Below are 14,425 nucleotides of genomic sequence, written 5' to 3' on the forward strand. Positions count from 1 at the left end.
TTCCTTATGGTCATCCCAGGTTTTGCTTTTGCGGGTCGGCGGGGAAATCGGGGTTGTTGTCGTGGCGTTGACGTCGTCGCGTGTCCGGGCGGTCAATGCCGTGTTCGAGACCGGCAGCTTTGCCGCTGCGGCAAGGCGGCTCGGGGTATCGCAGCCGGCCGTTGCGCAGCTCGTGCGCGATCTGGAGGCCGAGTTCGGGGTGGCGCTGTTCGACCGGCACGGCCAGACCCTGATCGCGACGTCGCTGTGTCGGCGTCTCTATGCCGCAACGGCCCGCATGCAGGCGGTCGAGGCCGATGCGCTCGCCATCCTGCAGCAGCGCGACGAGCTCGCGGGGGGCGAGCTTCGCATCGGGCTCGGCAACGCCATGCCCGGCATGGCGTTGATTGCGGCGTTCCGCAACCTCTATCCGAAGATCCAGATCAACATCGAGATCGGCAGCTGGTCGGCGATCATGGCCGCGGTGGTCGACCAGCGCGTCGACGTCGCCGTCTTGCCGGAGGTGCCGCCGGACACCCGCTTCCGGCGCGAGCGCTGCGTGCAGCAGCGCGTCGTTGCGATCTGCCATCCCGTTCACGATCTCAGCCGTGAGTCGCGCGTGTCCATCGCCGGCCTCATGCAATATCCGCTGGTGTTCCGGACCCGGGATTCGGCGACCCAGCGCGCCGTGGACAGGGCGTTTCGCGCCCTCAACCTGCGCGCCAGTCCGGCGATCATCGTCAATACGCGCGAGGGGATGCTGGAGGCGGTCGCCAACCGGCTTGGCGTCGGCTTCGTCTGGGAGCACGGGTCGAGCCGCATCGATCGGATCGCGAAGGTGGCGATCGCGGAAATCGAGGCGGAGTCGCCCGAATACATCTTCTCGCTGGCCGGCAAGCGCGGCAAGCTGGTCGAGCTGTTCTATCTCGCCAGAAGCCTTTCGCGCCCGTCCGACGGGGCCGATATTCTGGCCGCGCCCTAAGCTGCGGCCGCGTTCCGGCTGCTTTGGGTTGTGCCGAACTGTGACGGCAGCCGTGATGTTGCGCAGCGGGACGGCAAGGTATTTACGTATTTCCGTCCCGAAGTTTGGTTACCCGGCCCAAGTGGGCTATGCTCCGCTGCGTCAACGACAAGAATGAGACGTCGGGAGACGGCATGGGATACCAGCGGCGGACGGGGCTGCGTCCATGATAACCTTACCGAGACTGGCGGCGGAAACCCTGGAGACGATGCTGGGTAAGTTCATGCGTCGCCGGTACGACGAACCTTCCGCCCGGGTCCTGGAGGGCTCGACGCGCACAGCGATGGAGTGTATCGGCAACAGCGACGCGCTCTACCACAACATCGAGCATACCATGCTCGTGACGCTGGCGGCTCAGGCGATCCTCACGGGACGTAATCTCCATGCGCATCTCGCGGCGGAGGACTACCTTCACATCCTGATCGCCTGTCTTGCGCACGACATTGGCTATGTCCGCGGCCTGTTTCCGGAGGATGACGAAGACGGTTTCATCATCGACGAGGCCGGGACCAAGGTGTCGCTACCGCGCGGTGCATCGGATGCCAGTTTGATGATGTATCACGTCGATCGCTCGAAACTCTTTGTGCGGCGACGATTGCCCCCGATCCGCGGCATCGACTCCGAGCGGATCGCCCGCGCCATCGAGGGGACGCGCTTTCCCGCCCGTGAAGGGCAGGAATATGATGAGGAGGCCTCGATCCTGCGTGCGGCCGACTTCATCGGCCAGCTCGGCGATCCCAACTATCTGCGCAAGGCCAACGCGCTCTATTACGAGTTCGAGGAGGTCGGCATCAACCGCCAGCTCGGCTACGACTCGCCCGCCGACATCGTCAACCGCTATCCGCAATTCTATTGGAACAGCGTCGCACCCCACATCCAGACCGAGATCGGCTATCTCAACAAGACCGAGATCGGGCGGCAATGGATCGCCAATCTCTACAGCAACGTGTTCCGCGCCGAGCGCGACATCTCACTGTCCGGTCCGCAGAAATAGATCGGGATGCCGCTGCGCACATCTGGGCTACGATATCCCCACGCCGTGAGCAAATCATGCAACAAAAAACCGTCGCCACGGACGTCCTCGACATCGCCTATCGCGAATACGGTGCGCCGGACGGCTGGCCCTGCATCATGGGGCACGGCTTTCCCTACGACGTGAACGCCTATGCCGAGACCGCCCCGATCCTCGCCGAGGCCGGCGCACGCGTGCTGGTGCCCTGGCTGCGCGGCTATGGGCCGACGCGGTTTCGCTTCCCCGAGACGCTGCGCTCCGGCGAGCAGGCGGCGCTGGGCGCCGATCTCTTGGCTTTCATGGATGCGCTCGGGATCGAGCGCGCCATCGTCGGGGGCTACGATTGGGGCGGGCGCGCCGCGTGCGTGATCTCGGCGCTCCATCCGGAGCGCGTGATCGGCCTCGTCTCCGGCAATTCCTACAACATCCAGAACATCGCCCTCGCCATGGAGCCGGCTTCGCCGCCGGAGGAGGCGGCGCTCTGGTATCAATATCTGTTTCACAACGAGCGCGGCCGCCGCGCGCTGGAGCGCAACCGCCGCGGCTTTGCCCGTCAGCTCTGGACGATGTGGTCGCCGAAATGGGCCTTCGACGACGCAACGTTCGAGCGGAGCGCCGCGTCATTCGACAATCCCGATTTCGTCGATGTCGTGATCCACTCCTACCGCCATCGCTACGCGCTGGTGGCCGGCGATCCCGCCTATGCGGGGATCGAGGCAAAGCTCGCCGCGCAGCCGCCGATCCGCGTCCCCACGATTGCGATCGACGGCGACAGCGACGGCGTCAATCCAGGTACCGCCCACCACGCGCGCAAGTTCGAGGGGTTTTTCGAGCGGCGCGTCTTCACCGATGCCGGTCATAATCTGCCGCAGGAGCGGCCGGCCGAATGGGCACAGGCCGTGATCGACGTGCGAAAAGCGGCTGCGTCATAGGGAGTGCCGACGCACGTTCGGGGGCTCCTCACCAAGGTATTGGAGCGCTGTCGCTCGGCCGTCCCGGTTCTCCAAATTTCCCTGACTTCCGGGAACCTTTTCCGATTGCAGTCGTCCAAGCTGTGGGCCCGCTTCCATATGCGGGCTCGTTGCAGGAGGATCTTGATGAAGTCATCAGTGCGCAAGCTGGAACGTGTCGCGGTGGCGCAGACGCCGTCCGATCGGCCTGATAGGGCGGAGGTCGAACAGGCGATCCGGACCATGATCCGTTGGGCCGGCGATGATCCCTCGCGCGACGGTCTGCGCGAGACACCTAATCGCGTTGCACGCGCTTTCGAGGAGTATTTTTCCGGATACGCGCAGGACCCCACCGAAATCCTGCAAAAGACCTTCGAGGAGATCGAAGGCTATGACGAGATGATCGTGCTGCGCGGCGTTCGCTTCGAGAGCCATTGCGAGCACCACATGGCGCCGATCGTCGGTCGCGCCTGGGTCGCCTATATTCCGCAGGGGCGCGTCGTCGGCATCAGCAAGCTTGCGCGCGTGGTGGACGTCTACGCGAAACGGCTCCAGATCCAGGAGAAGATGACCGCTCAGATCGCCAATACCATCAACGATGTGCTCAATCCGGAAGGCGTCGGAGTCATCATCAAGGCGACGCATCACTGCATGACCACCCGCGGCGCGCACAAGCCCGGGACCGATCTCGTCACCAGCCGCATGTTGGGGGTGTTCCGCGACAATGCGCTGACGCGCCAGGAACTGCTGGGGCTCGCCAATTCGGATGATTGATCCGCGTGCGCAAGAAGGAGGCGTTGCCATGGCCGAGAACAAGAAGCCGAGCGGACCCGATCTGAGCAAAGGCGTGTCGCTGACCGCGTTCAAGGACGGCAAATTGCTTGGTCAGGTCGGCGAGGAAGACGTCCTGCTGGTGCAGGCCGGCGGCGAGATCTTTGCCATCGAGCCAGCCTGCAGCCATTATCACGGCCCGCTCGCCGAAGGCCTGGTGGTGGGCGACACCATCCGCTGTCCCTGGCATCATGCCTGCTTCTCGTTGCGATCAGGCGAAGCCACGCGCCCGCCGGCATTGAATGCGCTGGCGGTGTGGGAGGTCGAGCGCGATCAGGACAACATCATCGTCCGGCGCAAGCGCGAGGCACTGACGCCGCGGGCCGCCCATCGCAGCGCGACGACGCCGGACAAATTCGTCATTGTCGGCGGCGGTGCTGCCGGCTTCGCCGCCGCCGAGGCACTCCGACGCGAGGGCTTTGCCGGCGCCATCACCATGCTCAGCAATGACGGCGCGATGCCGGTCGACCGTCCGAACCTCTCCAAGGATTACCTCGCTGGGAACGCGCCGGAGGACTGGTTGCCGTTGCGCGGTGAGGATTATTACCGGGACGCGGGCATCGATCTCAGGCTCAACACCGACGTCTGCGCGATCGATGTGAAGACGCGCAGTGTCACTCTCGGCAATGGCGACAAGCTGCCGTTCGACCGGCTGCTGCTCGCGACCGGCGCCGAGCCGGTGAAGCTCCAGATCCCCGGCGCGGATCAGCCGCATGTTCACACCCTGCGCTCCGTCGCCGATAGCCGTGCCATCATCAAGGCGGCGGGGAGTGCCAGGCGCGCGCTGGTGGTCGGTGCCAGCTTCATCGGCCTCGAGGTCGCGGCGTCCTTGCGGGCGCGCAAGATCGAGGTGCACGTGGTCGCGCCGGACGAGCGGCCGATGCAGAAGGTGCTCGGGGCCGAGATGGGCGATTTCGTGCGGTCCCTGCACGAGGAGAACGGCGTCGTCTTTCACCTGAAGGACACGGTGGACAAGCTCGATGGCATGCGCGCGACGCTGAAGAGCGGCGCAGTCATCGAAGCTGATCTCGTCGTCGTCGGCATCGGCGTCAAGCCGCGCCTCGCGCTCGCCGAGCAGGCTGGCCTGGCCGACGATCGTGGCGTCAGCGTCAGCGAATATCTGGAGACCAGCATCACCGGCATCTTCGCGGCCGGCGATATCGCGCGCTGGCCCGATCCGCATTCGCGGCAAATCATCCGCGTCGAGCATTGGGTGGTGGCGGAGCGGCAGGGGCAGACCGCGGCGCGCAATATGCTCGGCAGGCGCGAGCGCTTCGATGCGGTGCCGTTCTTCTGGAGCCAGCACTATGACGTGCCGATCAACTATGTCGGCCACGCAGAAGACTTCGATGACATCGCGATCGACGGAAGCATTGCCGGAAAGGACTGTTTCCTGACGTATCGCAAGGGCGGCCGCGTGCTTGCGGTCGCGTCGATTTATCGCGATCTCGACAATCTCAAGGCCGAACTGGAGATGGAGCGCTCGCGCGGCTGATTGCGTCGCATTTCACCTTGATTTGCGTCAATGTTGCTGCCGGGAGGGGTGCTCTGCTGGCTGTCGTCCCGGTACGGTGCGTGCTATTCTGGCGTGTGCCCCCGGACTCCGCATGGAGGAGTGGCCGCCATGACCAGTGCTTCTGACACGTCCCATCGTCCAAGCCTCGGCTCCGGCATAGCGGCGCTGCATGCCAAATGGGGCTGGATTGTCGCGCTCGGCGTCGTCTATCTCATCGCGGGCTTCATTGCGCTCGGCAGCATGGTGATGGCGACGGTGGCGAGTGTCATCGTGGTCGGCGCCATGATGATCGTCGCCGGCGTGACGGAGATCATCGGTGCTTTCCAGCTCAAGAGCTGGGGCAAGTTCCTGATCTGGGCCTTGCTCGGCGTGCTCTACGTCATCGCGGGCTTCCTCACCTTCGAGAACCCGCTGTTTGCCGCGGTCCTGCTGACGCTATTCCTCGGTGCATCGCTGCTGGCGTCCGGCGCCGTCAGGCTGTTTCTCGCCTTCAGCATGAAGCGGGAAAGCCCGTGGATCTGGGTGGCGCTGTCGGCCGTCATCACGCTGCTGCTTGGCCTCTTGATCCTGGCGCGCTGGCCGGTGAACAGCGTCTACATCCTCGGCCTGTTCCTCGGCATCGACCTTATTATGGCCGGCGCCGGCTGGATCAGCATCGGCCTCAGCCTGAAGCGGCGCGGCTAGGCGTGCCGCGAGCCATCAGCAACTCGACGCAAGACCGTTTTCCGGAACTCCGCTGATCTGATGCGCTGAAAAAAGCAGCGCGCTGTGCGGGCGCTTCGACGCGCGGCGATGATCATCGGGGAGAAACCATGAGAGCCGCTTTGGCCGTGGCCGCAGCCTTGGCTGCCGCCTGCCTGTCCACGCGTGCACCTGCGCAAAAAGCCTATGGTCCTGGCGTCAGCGACACCGAGATCAAGATCGGCAACACCATGCCCTATAGCGGCCCGGCCTCGCCGCTCAGCATCACGGGACGGGTGATCTCCGCCTATTTCGATGAGATCAACGAGAAGGGCGGCGTTGGCGGCCGCAAGCTCAACCTGATCTCGCTCGACGATGCGTTCTCGCCGCCCAAGACCATGGAAGCCGCGCGGCGCCTTGTCGAAGGCGACGGCGTCGCCTTCATCTTCGCCACCATGGGCACGGCACCGAGCTCGGCAATCGCAAAATATCTCAACAGCAACAAGGTGCCGCAGATCTTCCTGATCAGCTCGGCCTCGAAGTGGAACGATCCCGCCAACATGCCCTGGTCGATCGCGCTGCCCTGGGCGCCGAACTACACCAGCGAGGCCGCGATCGACGTCGCTTATGCCCGCGCCAAGAACCCGAATGCACGCTTTGCGGTGCTCTACCAGAACGACGACGCCGGCAAGGAATATCTTCGCGGCGTCAAGGAGGCGCTCGGTGCCGACGCCGACAAGGCGATCGCGATGGCCTCGAGCTTCGAGGTCGCCGACCCCACCGTCGATTCCCAGGTCCTGACGCTCGCCAATACCAAGGCCGACGTCTTCATGATCTATTCGGTGACGCCGCGGGCCTGCGCGCAGGCGATCCGCAAGGCGCACGAGGTCGGCTGGCAGCCGACGCGCTTTCTCGCCTCCGGCTGCGCCAATAAGGCTACCGTGATGGCGCCGGCTGGCCTGGAGGCCGGTAAGGGTGTGCTGTCGCTTGGCGCTCTCAAGCCCTTCGTCGAAGCGCCGAAGGACGATCCAGCGATGACGGCCTATATCGACTTCATGAAGAAGCGCCTGCCCAATGCCGACATCAACAACGTCGCCGGCCTCTACGGCTACACCGTCGCCGAGGCGCTGGTGGTGCTGCTGAAGCAGTGCAAGGACAATCTGACGCGCGAGAACATCATGGCGCAGGCGGCAAACCTGAAGAGCGTGCCGCTGTCGCTCCTGATGCCCGGCATCACCCTCAACACCACGCCGCAGGATTTCCGCCCAATCAAGGACGGCTACATGCTGCAGTTCGACGGCAACGACTGGGTCGTGGCGAGCGAGCTGTTGCGGGGGACGTGAGACGGCGCTCTCTCGGCGAACCAGGAATCGTAGGGTGGGCAAAGGCGCACTTGCGCCGTGCCCACCATCTATCAATGGTTTGAGAGAGCGCGTGGGCACGCTTCGCTTTGCTCAGCCTACGAGACTGCGAGCTGTGTAACCGCCAGTCCCTCTTCCTCAATGGCGGCTTTGTCATAAGTTGAAGCAGCCATCCGATTCTTCTCGGTCAGCCGCTGACGGCAAACTCCCCGGAACGGTGCCCATATGCTAGTCTGGCGGCAGCGAGGATTTGCGAGGTCACGATGGTATGAGACGGCGCGAGTTCATCAAAGCCTTCGGCAGCGCGGCGCTCGCGTTCCCGCTTCCGGCTCAGGCGCAAAAATCCGCGATACCGGTAGTCGGCTCTCTGAATCGCCCGAGCCCGGGGACGGAGGCGTTCGGCACCGCGTTCCGTCGCGGTCTCAAGCAAATGGGATTTGTCGAAGGCGAGAATCTTCTGGTTGAAGGGCGTTGGCCCAACCCAAACGAAGATTTGCGAGAGGCCGCGGCCGAGCTCGTGCGGAAGCAGGTTGCCGTAATCTTTACGGCCGACAATGGCGGAGCGCTGGCCGCCAAGGCAGCGACCTCGCAAATTCCGATCGTGTTTGTCGTGGGTCTTGATCCCGTTGCCATGGGTCTCGTTGCCACCATCAACCGGCCAGGCGGCAACGCCACGGGCGTGTCGTTCCAGGTGAGTGCATTGGAGCCGAAGCGGTTCGAATTGCTGCGTGCGCTATTGCCCGCGGCTTCCCTGGTCGGAGTGCTGGTCAACCCGGACAATCCGAACGCAGATCCAAGTGCCGTGCGCCTGGCCGCATCTGCCTCGGGGCTGCGGCTGCTCGTTGTCGAGGCTCGCACTCTTGCCGAGGTGGAAAGCGCATTCGCGCAACTGATTCAACGCGGAGCGAATGCGCTGCTGGTGACCTCCGATCGCCTGTTCAATCTGGAGCGTCGTCAGCTGGTGGATTTCGCGGCGCGAGCCGGCATTCCGACCATCTATCCTTGGCGCGACTTTGCCGATGCTGGCGGCTTGATGAGCTATGGTAACAGTCTCACGGACGCATTTCGGCAGGGCGGGCTGTATGTTGGCCGCATCCTCAGAGGTGACAAGCCGGCCAGTTTGCCTATCTGGCAACCCACCAGGTTCGAGTTCGTGATCAACCTCAAAACGGCAAAGGCAATGGGCCTCGACATCCCGCCGGCTTTGCTGGCGTTTGCCGACGAGGTGATCGAGTGATCGTCTCACGATCGTCGATCGCATGGAGGCACGCTTATCGGTCGCTCGATGGGGCTCAGAGCCATCACTTCGTTGGGCTTGGCCTTGAAGCGGCGCGGCGAGCCGGCCTCTACGGCCACGCTGTCGCGGAGGCGCTGGCGGTGCTGCTGAAGCGACGTCGCGGCGACGTAGACGGTGCACCCTCTCCCCTTGTGGGAGAGGGTGGATGCGCGAAGCGCAGCCGGGTGAGGGGTCTCTCTCGCCGCGACCGGTGTTGCCGGCGGAGAGAACCCCTCATCCTAGCCGAAGCTACGCTTCGGCGTCCTCGATAACGGCGGCCGAAGGGCCCCCTATGCCACCTTCTCCCACAAGGGGAGGAGGGAAGAAGGAGACCGCCAATGGACTTCCATCACTCCGCAGGTTCGCTGAAGCTCCAGATGGGCTAGCGCCGTTGTGGTCTTTGGCCACATTGCGCATCCGCGTCGTTTCGAAGGGTCGCGACGGGCAAGTCCCAGGTTTTGGATGCGACGCAGTATGGCTTCAGATCATTGTAGTACAATGGTAACCACTACTGACCGAGAGTGACCCTGCACGCCATGGCAGGTTCACCCAGGTGAAAGAGCACAGATCGCTTTCGCGCGAGAAAACGTCCGCGGCCATCGCGACAAGCGATGACGCCTTGGCTATGCCGGCAAGCCATTTCCGCATGAGCCTGCGTTGGCTGATCGTCGCGGCGCTCCTCCTGGCCGCCTTGCTCGTCCAGATACCGATCGTCCTGAACCCGGATCTGGCCTGCCTGCTGACGGAGGGCGAGCAGGTCCTGGATGGCCGCAAGCCCGGCGTCGATCTCTTCGAGCTGAATCCACCGCTGTCGGTCTATCTGTACATGCCGGCATCGATGCTTGCGCGAACGACCGGCATTGCGCCTGAAGTGATCGTGATCATCCTGATCCTGGTCGAAATCGTCGTCGCGCTTCTGATCATCGATCGTGCCGCTGCGGCGGCAAGGCTGGCGCCTGAAGAGCGGATCATTGCAACCTGCCTGTTCGCGTTCTTGTTCGCAATTCTTCCCATCGGCGTATTCGGACAGCGTGAGCACGTCGCCGTCATTGCGCTGACCCCTTTCATTGCCGTCACCGCGATCCGCTGGCGCGGCCTCAGCCCCGGACCGGTTGCGGTCCTGGCAGGACTTGGCGCGGGGCTCGCCATGAGCATCAAGCCCCACCTCGCGCTGGTCGTAGGACTTCCGATCGTCCTTGCCGTCTTCCGCCAGCGCTCGCTAAGGCCGTTGTTCTCCCCGGAAGCGATGATGGCGGCTGCGGTCGTCATCGGCTACGGAGCGGTCCTCGTCTTCGTCTTCCCCGCTTATCTGTTCGACTATGCGCCGATGGTCTCGGCCGCCTATCTGCCGTTGCGGATGAATCTGGGCGATCTGCTGTCGTTCCCCGCGATGGTGATGGCAGGATCCATCGTGTTTCTCGGCCTGCTGGCTCCGCACGAGTTCAAGATGGGAGGCAGTGCGACCCCGTGGCTCGTCGCAGCGGTCGGCGGCGCCGCGAGTTTCGTTCTCCAGGGCAAGCATTGGACCTACACGGCGTTTGCGCTCTGCGTCTTTGCGATTGCCGCGCCGCTCTTGCATGCGCGCATGAGGACGATGCGGATGCCCGTCATGATCGCCGGCCTCGCTGCCATTGCGCTCATCGGCTACTGTCTCTCCTTGCAGGTCCGGCCGTTTCCGCCGCTCAAGGAGCGCGTCCAGGCCCTGGCAAAGCATCCGCGGCTGATCACGATCGGGGATCACGTCGCGCTGGGGCATCCGCTCGTCCGTGAGGTCAACGGGACCTGGGTGGGCAGCTCCTGCGTGCAGGTGTTGGCGGCGGGCGCGATGATGCTTCAGAAAACGAGGCAGCCAACCGAAGGCGAGCGCGCAAGGCTGGACGGCATCATCGATTTCGAGCGGCGGCACCTGCTCGCGGACCTGCGCGCCGGTCGCCCGGATGTGATCCTCGTGGATACCCATCTGCTGAGCGCGGTCCCGTTCGACTGGCTGGCCTGGGCAAGGTCCGATCCCGACCTCGCGGCGGAGCTAAGCCGTTACCGCGAAGTCGAGGATGCCGGAGGCCGCGTCCGGATCCTGGTCGCTCGATCGGGCTCGGAGCGCTAACCCCGTTCGGTTGTGCTCCGGCCGCGGCAAGCGTGCCACGCTCGGCATGCTGACATCACGCCAGTGTTTTGCCCGACGAGTCAAAATCGATTCGTAAAAACAGCAGGCGTTCACGCCGGCCGCCAAGCCATTGAAAAACCTGACCCCGGCTACTGTGCATGGGGTTGTTTTCTCAGTTTTTGTCGGAGCGACCGTTTTCGCGGCGCGAGGTCGGGCGCTACCCCGCCTTGGCGATGCGGCTGTCCGCGGACCCCGCGCGCAGGTTCTGGAAGAACGTCTCCACCTCCCGCGACAGCGTCTGCGCCGTCTCGGTCAGGCTGCTGGCGGCGGTGAGGACCGAAGCCGCCGCCGTATCGGTCTCGCCGATGGCATCGCGCAGCGAGGTGATGTTCGCCACCAGCGTCTCGTTGCCCTGCGCGGCGCTTTGCGCGTTGGAGGAGATCTCGCGCGTGGCCTGATCCTGCTGGCCGATGGCGCCGGCGATCGCGGACGTGACCTCGTTGATCTCGCGCACCGCCCCGCCGATCTCGCGCACGGCGTCGACCGCATTGCGCGTCGAGGCCTGGATCATCGCGACGTTCTCGCTGATCTCGGCCGTGGCCTTGGCGGTCTGGCCCGCGAGCGCCTTCACCTCGTGGGCGACGACGGCAAAGCCGCGGCCGGCATCGCCGGCGCGCGCCGCCTCGATGGTGGCGTTCAGCGCGAGCAGGTTGGTCTGCTCGGCGATCGCCTGGATCAGGCTGAGCACGCCGTCGATGCGTTGCGTGGCTGCAGCGAGGCTCTCGATCTCGGAGATCGACTTCTCCGTGCGCTGGCCGGTCTGCTCGACCGCGCCCGCGCTCTGCCGCACCTGGCGCCCGATCTCCACCACCGAGGCCGAAAGCTCCTCGGCCGCGCCCGCCACCGCGGTGACGTTGTGCGAGGCCTGCTCGGTGGCGTTGGCCGCGCTGCCGGCGCGGCTGCTCGCATCCGCGGTGACACGCGTGATGGTCTGCGCCGTCTCGCGCATGACGGAGGCATTGTCGCTGAGGCCGCGCATGATCGCGCCGATCGCCTCGCGAAACTGCTCGACGGACTGCTCGATGTGACGGGCGCGCTCCTCGCGCGCGGCGGCGTCCTGCGACACTTGCGAGGCGAGGTTGCGGTTGCGCCCCATCGCATCCTGGAACACCTGGATGGCGCGGGCCAGCGCGCCGATCTCGTCGGCGCGGCCCGCGTGCGGCACCACGACATTTTCGGCGCCGTCGGCGACCTGCTCGATGGTGGCGGTGATCGCGGCGAGCGGCCGGGCGATCGAGCGGGCAATGATGACGATGCCGACGACGACGAGCGCCAGCGCCACGCCGCCGAGGCAGGTGAGGATGAACGACAATGTGCGGTTGGTCTCGGTCTGCTGCGCGATTTGCCTGGCGCGCTCCGCATACACCTTGGACAGCGCCTCGAGGTCCTTGTTCAGCGCCGTGCGCACGCTGCGGTTGGCGTCGTTGTCGCCCCATTCGCGGCCCGCCGCCGCGTTGATCTCGACGCCGCGCCGCACCAGCTCCTTGCGGAACTCGACGAACTGCTCGATGCGCTTCTTGAAAGTAGCGAACTGCTCGGCATCGTCGGCCTTGACGATGGTCTCCCAGCGCTTCACGACGTCGAGGATCTGGGCGTTGAACTTGAGCAGGCCGTCGCCGTATTTCTTCACCACGGCCGGCTCGGTCGACATGTAGACGCCGCGCGATTCCATCACCACCGCATAGACCAGCGAGTTGACCCGCTCGACGTTCAGCGCGGCCGCGTTCGCCGTCTCGATCGCGCCTGCGAGGTCGGCGCTGCGGCGGCTGTTGTAGTCCGACAAGATCGCGATCGCTGCCGTGAGCAGCGCGAACAGCGCGAAGATCGCATAGAGCTTGCCGGCAAGCGTGAAGCGGCCTGCCGGCTTGGCGGCATTCCCAGATCGGTCGAATGTCATGGTGTTCAAGGAGCCCGGATTGGCCTGACCGGCCGGTGAACGGGGTCAGGCAAAATTGATGCAAAACTATGCAGAACGAAGATGGACGCAGCGTTAACGCAGCTCCTGGCCGCCTCCGCCCTTAGGCGAAGGAAAGGCAAGTCATTTCAGCGTCTTGATCCGAAGGTTTAGTTTCAGGATAGTCTTGGGAGTCGGCCGTTGGCCGAGCAACCCCGGAGAGACCCTTGGTCTACCGCCACAGCATCGACGCCACGACCTACAGCTTCCCTGACCTGCGCGACCTGCTCGCCAAGGCGACACCCCCGCGCTCCGGCGACCGTCTGGCCGGAATTGCCGCTGAGAGCTCCGAGCAGATGATCGCCGCGCGGATGGCGCTCGCCGATGTGCCGCTCGGCCAGTTCCTGCAGGAAGCCGTCGTTCCCTACGAGGCCGACGAGGTCACCCGCCTCGTCATCGACAGCCATGACGCCAAGGCGTTCGCGCCGGTGGCATCGCTGACGGTCGGCGGCTTCCGCGACTGGCTACTGTCGGACGCCGCAACGCCCGAGGTCCTGCGCGAGCTGGCCGACGGCATCACGCCGGAGATGGCGGCCGCCGTGTCGAAGCTGATGCGCAACCAGGATCTGATCCTGGCCGCACGGAAGTGCGAGGTCACCACCGCCTTTCGCAACACGATCGGCCTGAAGGGGCGGATGAGCACACGGTTGCAGCCGAACCACCCGTTCGACGACGCCAGGGGCATCACCGCCTCGATCCTCGACGGCATCCTGCTGGGGGCGGGCGATGCCTGCATCGGCATCAATCCCGCCAGCGACGATCCCGCAATCATCGCGCAATTGCTGCGGCTGCTCGACGAGATCATCGCGCGGCTGCAAATCCCGACGCAAGGCTGCGTCCTGACCCATGTCACGACGACGCTGTCGCTGATCGGGCAGGGCGTGCCGGTCGACCTCGTCTTCCAGTCGGTGGCGGGCACCGAGGCCGCCAACCGCAGCTTCGGCATCGACCTCGCGCTGCTTCGGGAAGCGCACGAGGCCGGGCTGGCGCAGGGGCGCGGCACCGTGGGGCGGAACCTGATGTATTTCGAGACCGGCCAGGGCTCGGCGCTGTCGGCGGGTGCCCATCACGGCGTCGACCAGCAGACCTGCGAGGCGCGCGCCTATGCGGTCGCCCGCGCGTTTGCACCGCTCTTGGTCAACAGCGTAGTCGGCTTCATCGGCCCGGAATATCTCTACGACGGCAAGGAGATCATCCGCGCCGGGCTGGAGGATCATTTCTGCGGCAAGCTGCTGGGCCTGCCGCTCGGGGTCGACATCTGCTACACCAACCACGCCGAGGCGGACCAGGACGACATGGACAATCTCCTGACGCTGCTCGCCGCCGCCGGCGTCACGTTCATCATGGGCGTTCCCGGTGCTGACGACGTCATGCTGAACTACCAGTCGACGTCCTTTCACGACGCGCTCTATGTCCGGGACGTCTTCGCGCTACGCCGCGCGCCGGAATTCGAAGACTGGCTGGCGCGCTCGGGCATTACAGGCGCCGATTTCCGTCTTGCCGGCGATCCAGGCCTGCTGCCTGATTTTGCTGCGCGGCTGATCGCGTGAGGCGGGCAAGCCTTGGGAAACAATCAGCGCCTCTCGGAATTATGCTTGTGCCACAATATTGAGAAATTCCGGCGACAGCATTACGGTATGTGTCTGGCTGGCAATTTCCGCACCATCTTTGAGTGTGGCG

The 14,425-nt window shown here is 64.8% G+C and carries 11 protein-coding genes; 10 read left to right on the forward strand and 1 reads right to left on the reverse strand.

The genetic code is table 11. From position 1 onward, the window contains the following. Positions 1-61: 61 nt before the first annotated feature. The 9 genes from HZZ13_RS17320 (at position 62) to HZZ13_RS17360 (ending at position 10,731) form a co-directional block, all read left to right on the forward strand. The gene (locus tag HZZ13_RS17320; protein WP_197960763.1) at positions 62-961 is read left to right on the forward strand and encodes a LysR family transcriptional regulator; all 900 of its coding nucleotides are present in this window, start codon (positions 62-64) and stop codon (positions 959-961) included. A gap of 205 nt (positions 962-1,166) precedes the next feature. Then, positions 1,167-1,994, forward strand: coding sequence for an HD domain-containing protein (locus HZZ13_RS17325; RefSeq protein WP_197960764.1), 828 nt, complete (start codon positions 1,167-1,169; stop codon positions 1,992-1,994). A 56-nt stretch (positions 1,995-2,050) separates the two neighbouring features. Further along, positions 2,051-2,944, forward strand: a complete 894-nt coding sequence (locus HZZ13_RS17330) for an alpha/beta fold hydrolase (protein WP_197960765.1) — start codon at positions 2,051-2,053, stop codon at positions 2,942-2,944. Positions 2,945-3,109: 165 nt separating this feature from the next. Beyond that, the gene (folE, locus tag HZZ13_RS17335; protein WP_197960766.1) at positions 3,110-3,736 is read left to right on the forward strand and encodes a GTP cyclohydrolase I FolE; all 627 of its coding nucleotides are present in this window, start codon (positions 3,110-3,112) and stop codon (positions 3,734-3,736) included. A 28-nt stretch (positions 3,737-3,764) separates the two neighbouring features. Continuing rightward, on the forward strand, positions 3,765-5,288 hold the full coding sequence (locus HZZ13_RS17340) for an FAD-dependent oxidoreductase (RefSeq protein WP_197960767.1): 1,524 nt from the start codon (positions 3,765-3,767) through the stop codon (positions 5,286-5,288). Positions 5,289-5,417: 129 nt separating this feature from the next. After that, positions 5,418-5,993, forward strand: a complete 576-nt coding sequence (locus tag HZZ13_RS17345) for an HdeD family acid-resistance protein (RefSeq protein ID WP_197960768.1) — start codon at positions 5,418-5,420, stop codon at positions 5,991-5,993. Positions 5,994-6,121: 128 nt separating this feature from the next. Then, the gene (locus HZZ13_RS17350) at positions 6,122-7,333 is read left to right on the forward strand and encodes an ABC transporter substrate-binding protein (protein ID WP_197960769.1); all 1,212 of its coding nucleotides are present in this window, start codon (positions 6,122-6,124) and stop codon (positions 7,331-7,333) included. Positions 7,334-7,619: 286 nt separating this feature from the next. Then, positions 7,620-8,588, forward strand: coding sequence for an ABC transporter substrate-binding protein (locus HZZ13_RS17355; protein ID WP_197960770.1), 969 nt, complete (start codon positions 7,620-7,622; stop codon positions 8,586-8,588). A 664-nt stretch (positions 8,589-9,252) separates the two neighbouring features. Next, complete coding sequence (locus HZZ13_RS17360) at positions 9,253-10,731, forward strand: hypothetical protein (RefSeq protein WP_246504470.1); 1,479 nt, start codon at positions 9,253-9,255, stop codon at positions 10,729-10,731. Positions 10,732-10,948: 217 nt separating this feature from the next. On the opposite strand, the gene HZZ13_RS17365 is transcribed toward HZZ13_RS17360, so the two are convergent. Further along, positions 10,949-12,688: a methyl-accepting chemotaxis protein gene (locus HZZ13_RS17365; protein ID WP_197960771.1), complete on the reverse strand. Its 1,740-nt coding sequence runs from the start codon at positions 12,686-12,688 to the stop codon at positions 10,949-10,951. Between the two features lie 224 nt (positions 12,689-12,912). Here HZZ13_RS17365 and HZZ13_RS17370 point away from each other — a divergent pair, with 224 nt between their 5' ends. Next, on the forward strand, positions 12,913-14,295 hold the full coding sequence (locus tag HZZ13_RS17370; protein WP_197960772.1) for an ethanolamine ammonia-lyase subunit EutB: 1,383 nt from the start codon (positions 12,913-12,915) through the stop codon (positions 14,293-14,295). Positions 14,296-14,425 lie beyond the last annotated feature (130 nt).

It is taken from the genome of Bradyrhizobium agreste (assembly GCF_016031625.1).
GTDB classification, from domain to species: Bacteria; Pseudomonadota; Alphaproteobacteria; order Rhizobiales; family Xanthobacteraceae; genus Bradyrhizobium; species Bradyrhizobium agreste.

Bases quoted from the DNA above. Each gene is read 5' to 3' on its own strand.
- HZZ13_RS17340 (WP_197960767.1), top strand. From the start codon at position 3,765: ATGGCCGAGAACAAGAAGCCGAGCGGACCCGATCTGAGCAAAGGCGTG.
- folE (WP_197960766.1), top strand. From the start codon at position 3,110: ATGAAGTCATCAGTGCGCAAGCTGGAACGTGTCGCGGTGGCGCAGACG.
- HZZ13_RS17360 (WP_246504470.1), top strand. From the start codon at position 9,253: ATGCCGGCAAGCCATTTCCGCATGAGCCTGCGTTGGCTGATCGTCGCG.
- HZZ13_RS17350 (WP_197960769.1), top strand. From the start codon at position 6,122: ATGAGAGCCGCTTTGGCCGTGGCCGCAGCCTTGGCTGCCGCCTGCCTG.
- HZZ13_RS17365 (WP_197960771.1), bottom strand. From the start codon at position 12,688: ATGACATTCGACCGATCTGGGAATGCCGCCAAGCCGGCAGGCCGCTTC.
- HZZ13_RS17355 (WP_197960770.1), top strand. From the start codon at position 7,620: ATGAGACGGCGCGAGTTCATCAAAGCCTTCGGCAGCGCGGCGCTCGCG.
- HZZ13_RS17325 (WP_197960764.1), top strand. From the start codon at position 1,167: ATGATAACCTTACCGAGACTGGCGGCGGAAACCCTGGAGACGATGCTG.
- HZZ13_RS17330 (WP_197960765.1), top strand. From the start codon at position 2,051: ATGCAACAAAAAACCGTCGCCACGGACGTCCTCGACATCGCCTATCGC.
- HZZ13_RS17345 (WP_197960768.1), top strand. From the start codon at position 5,418: ATGACCAGTGCTTCTGACACGTCCCATCGTCCAAGCCTCGGCTCCGGC.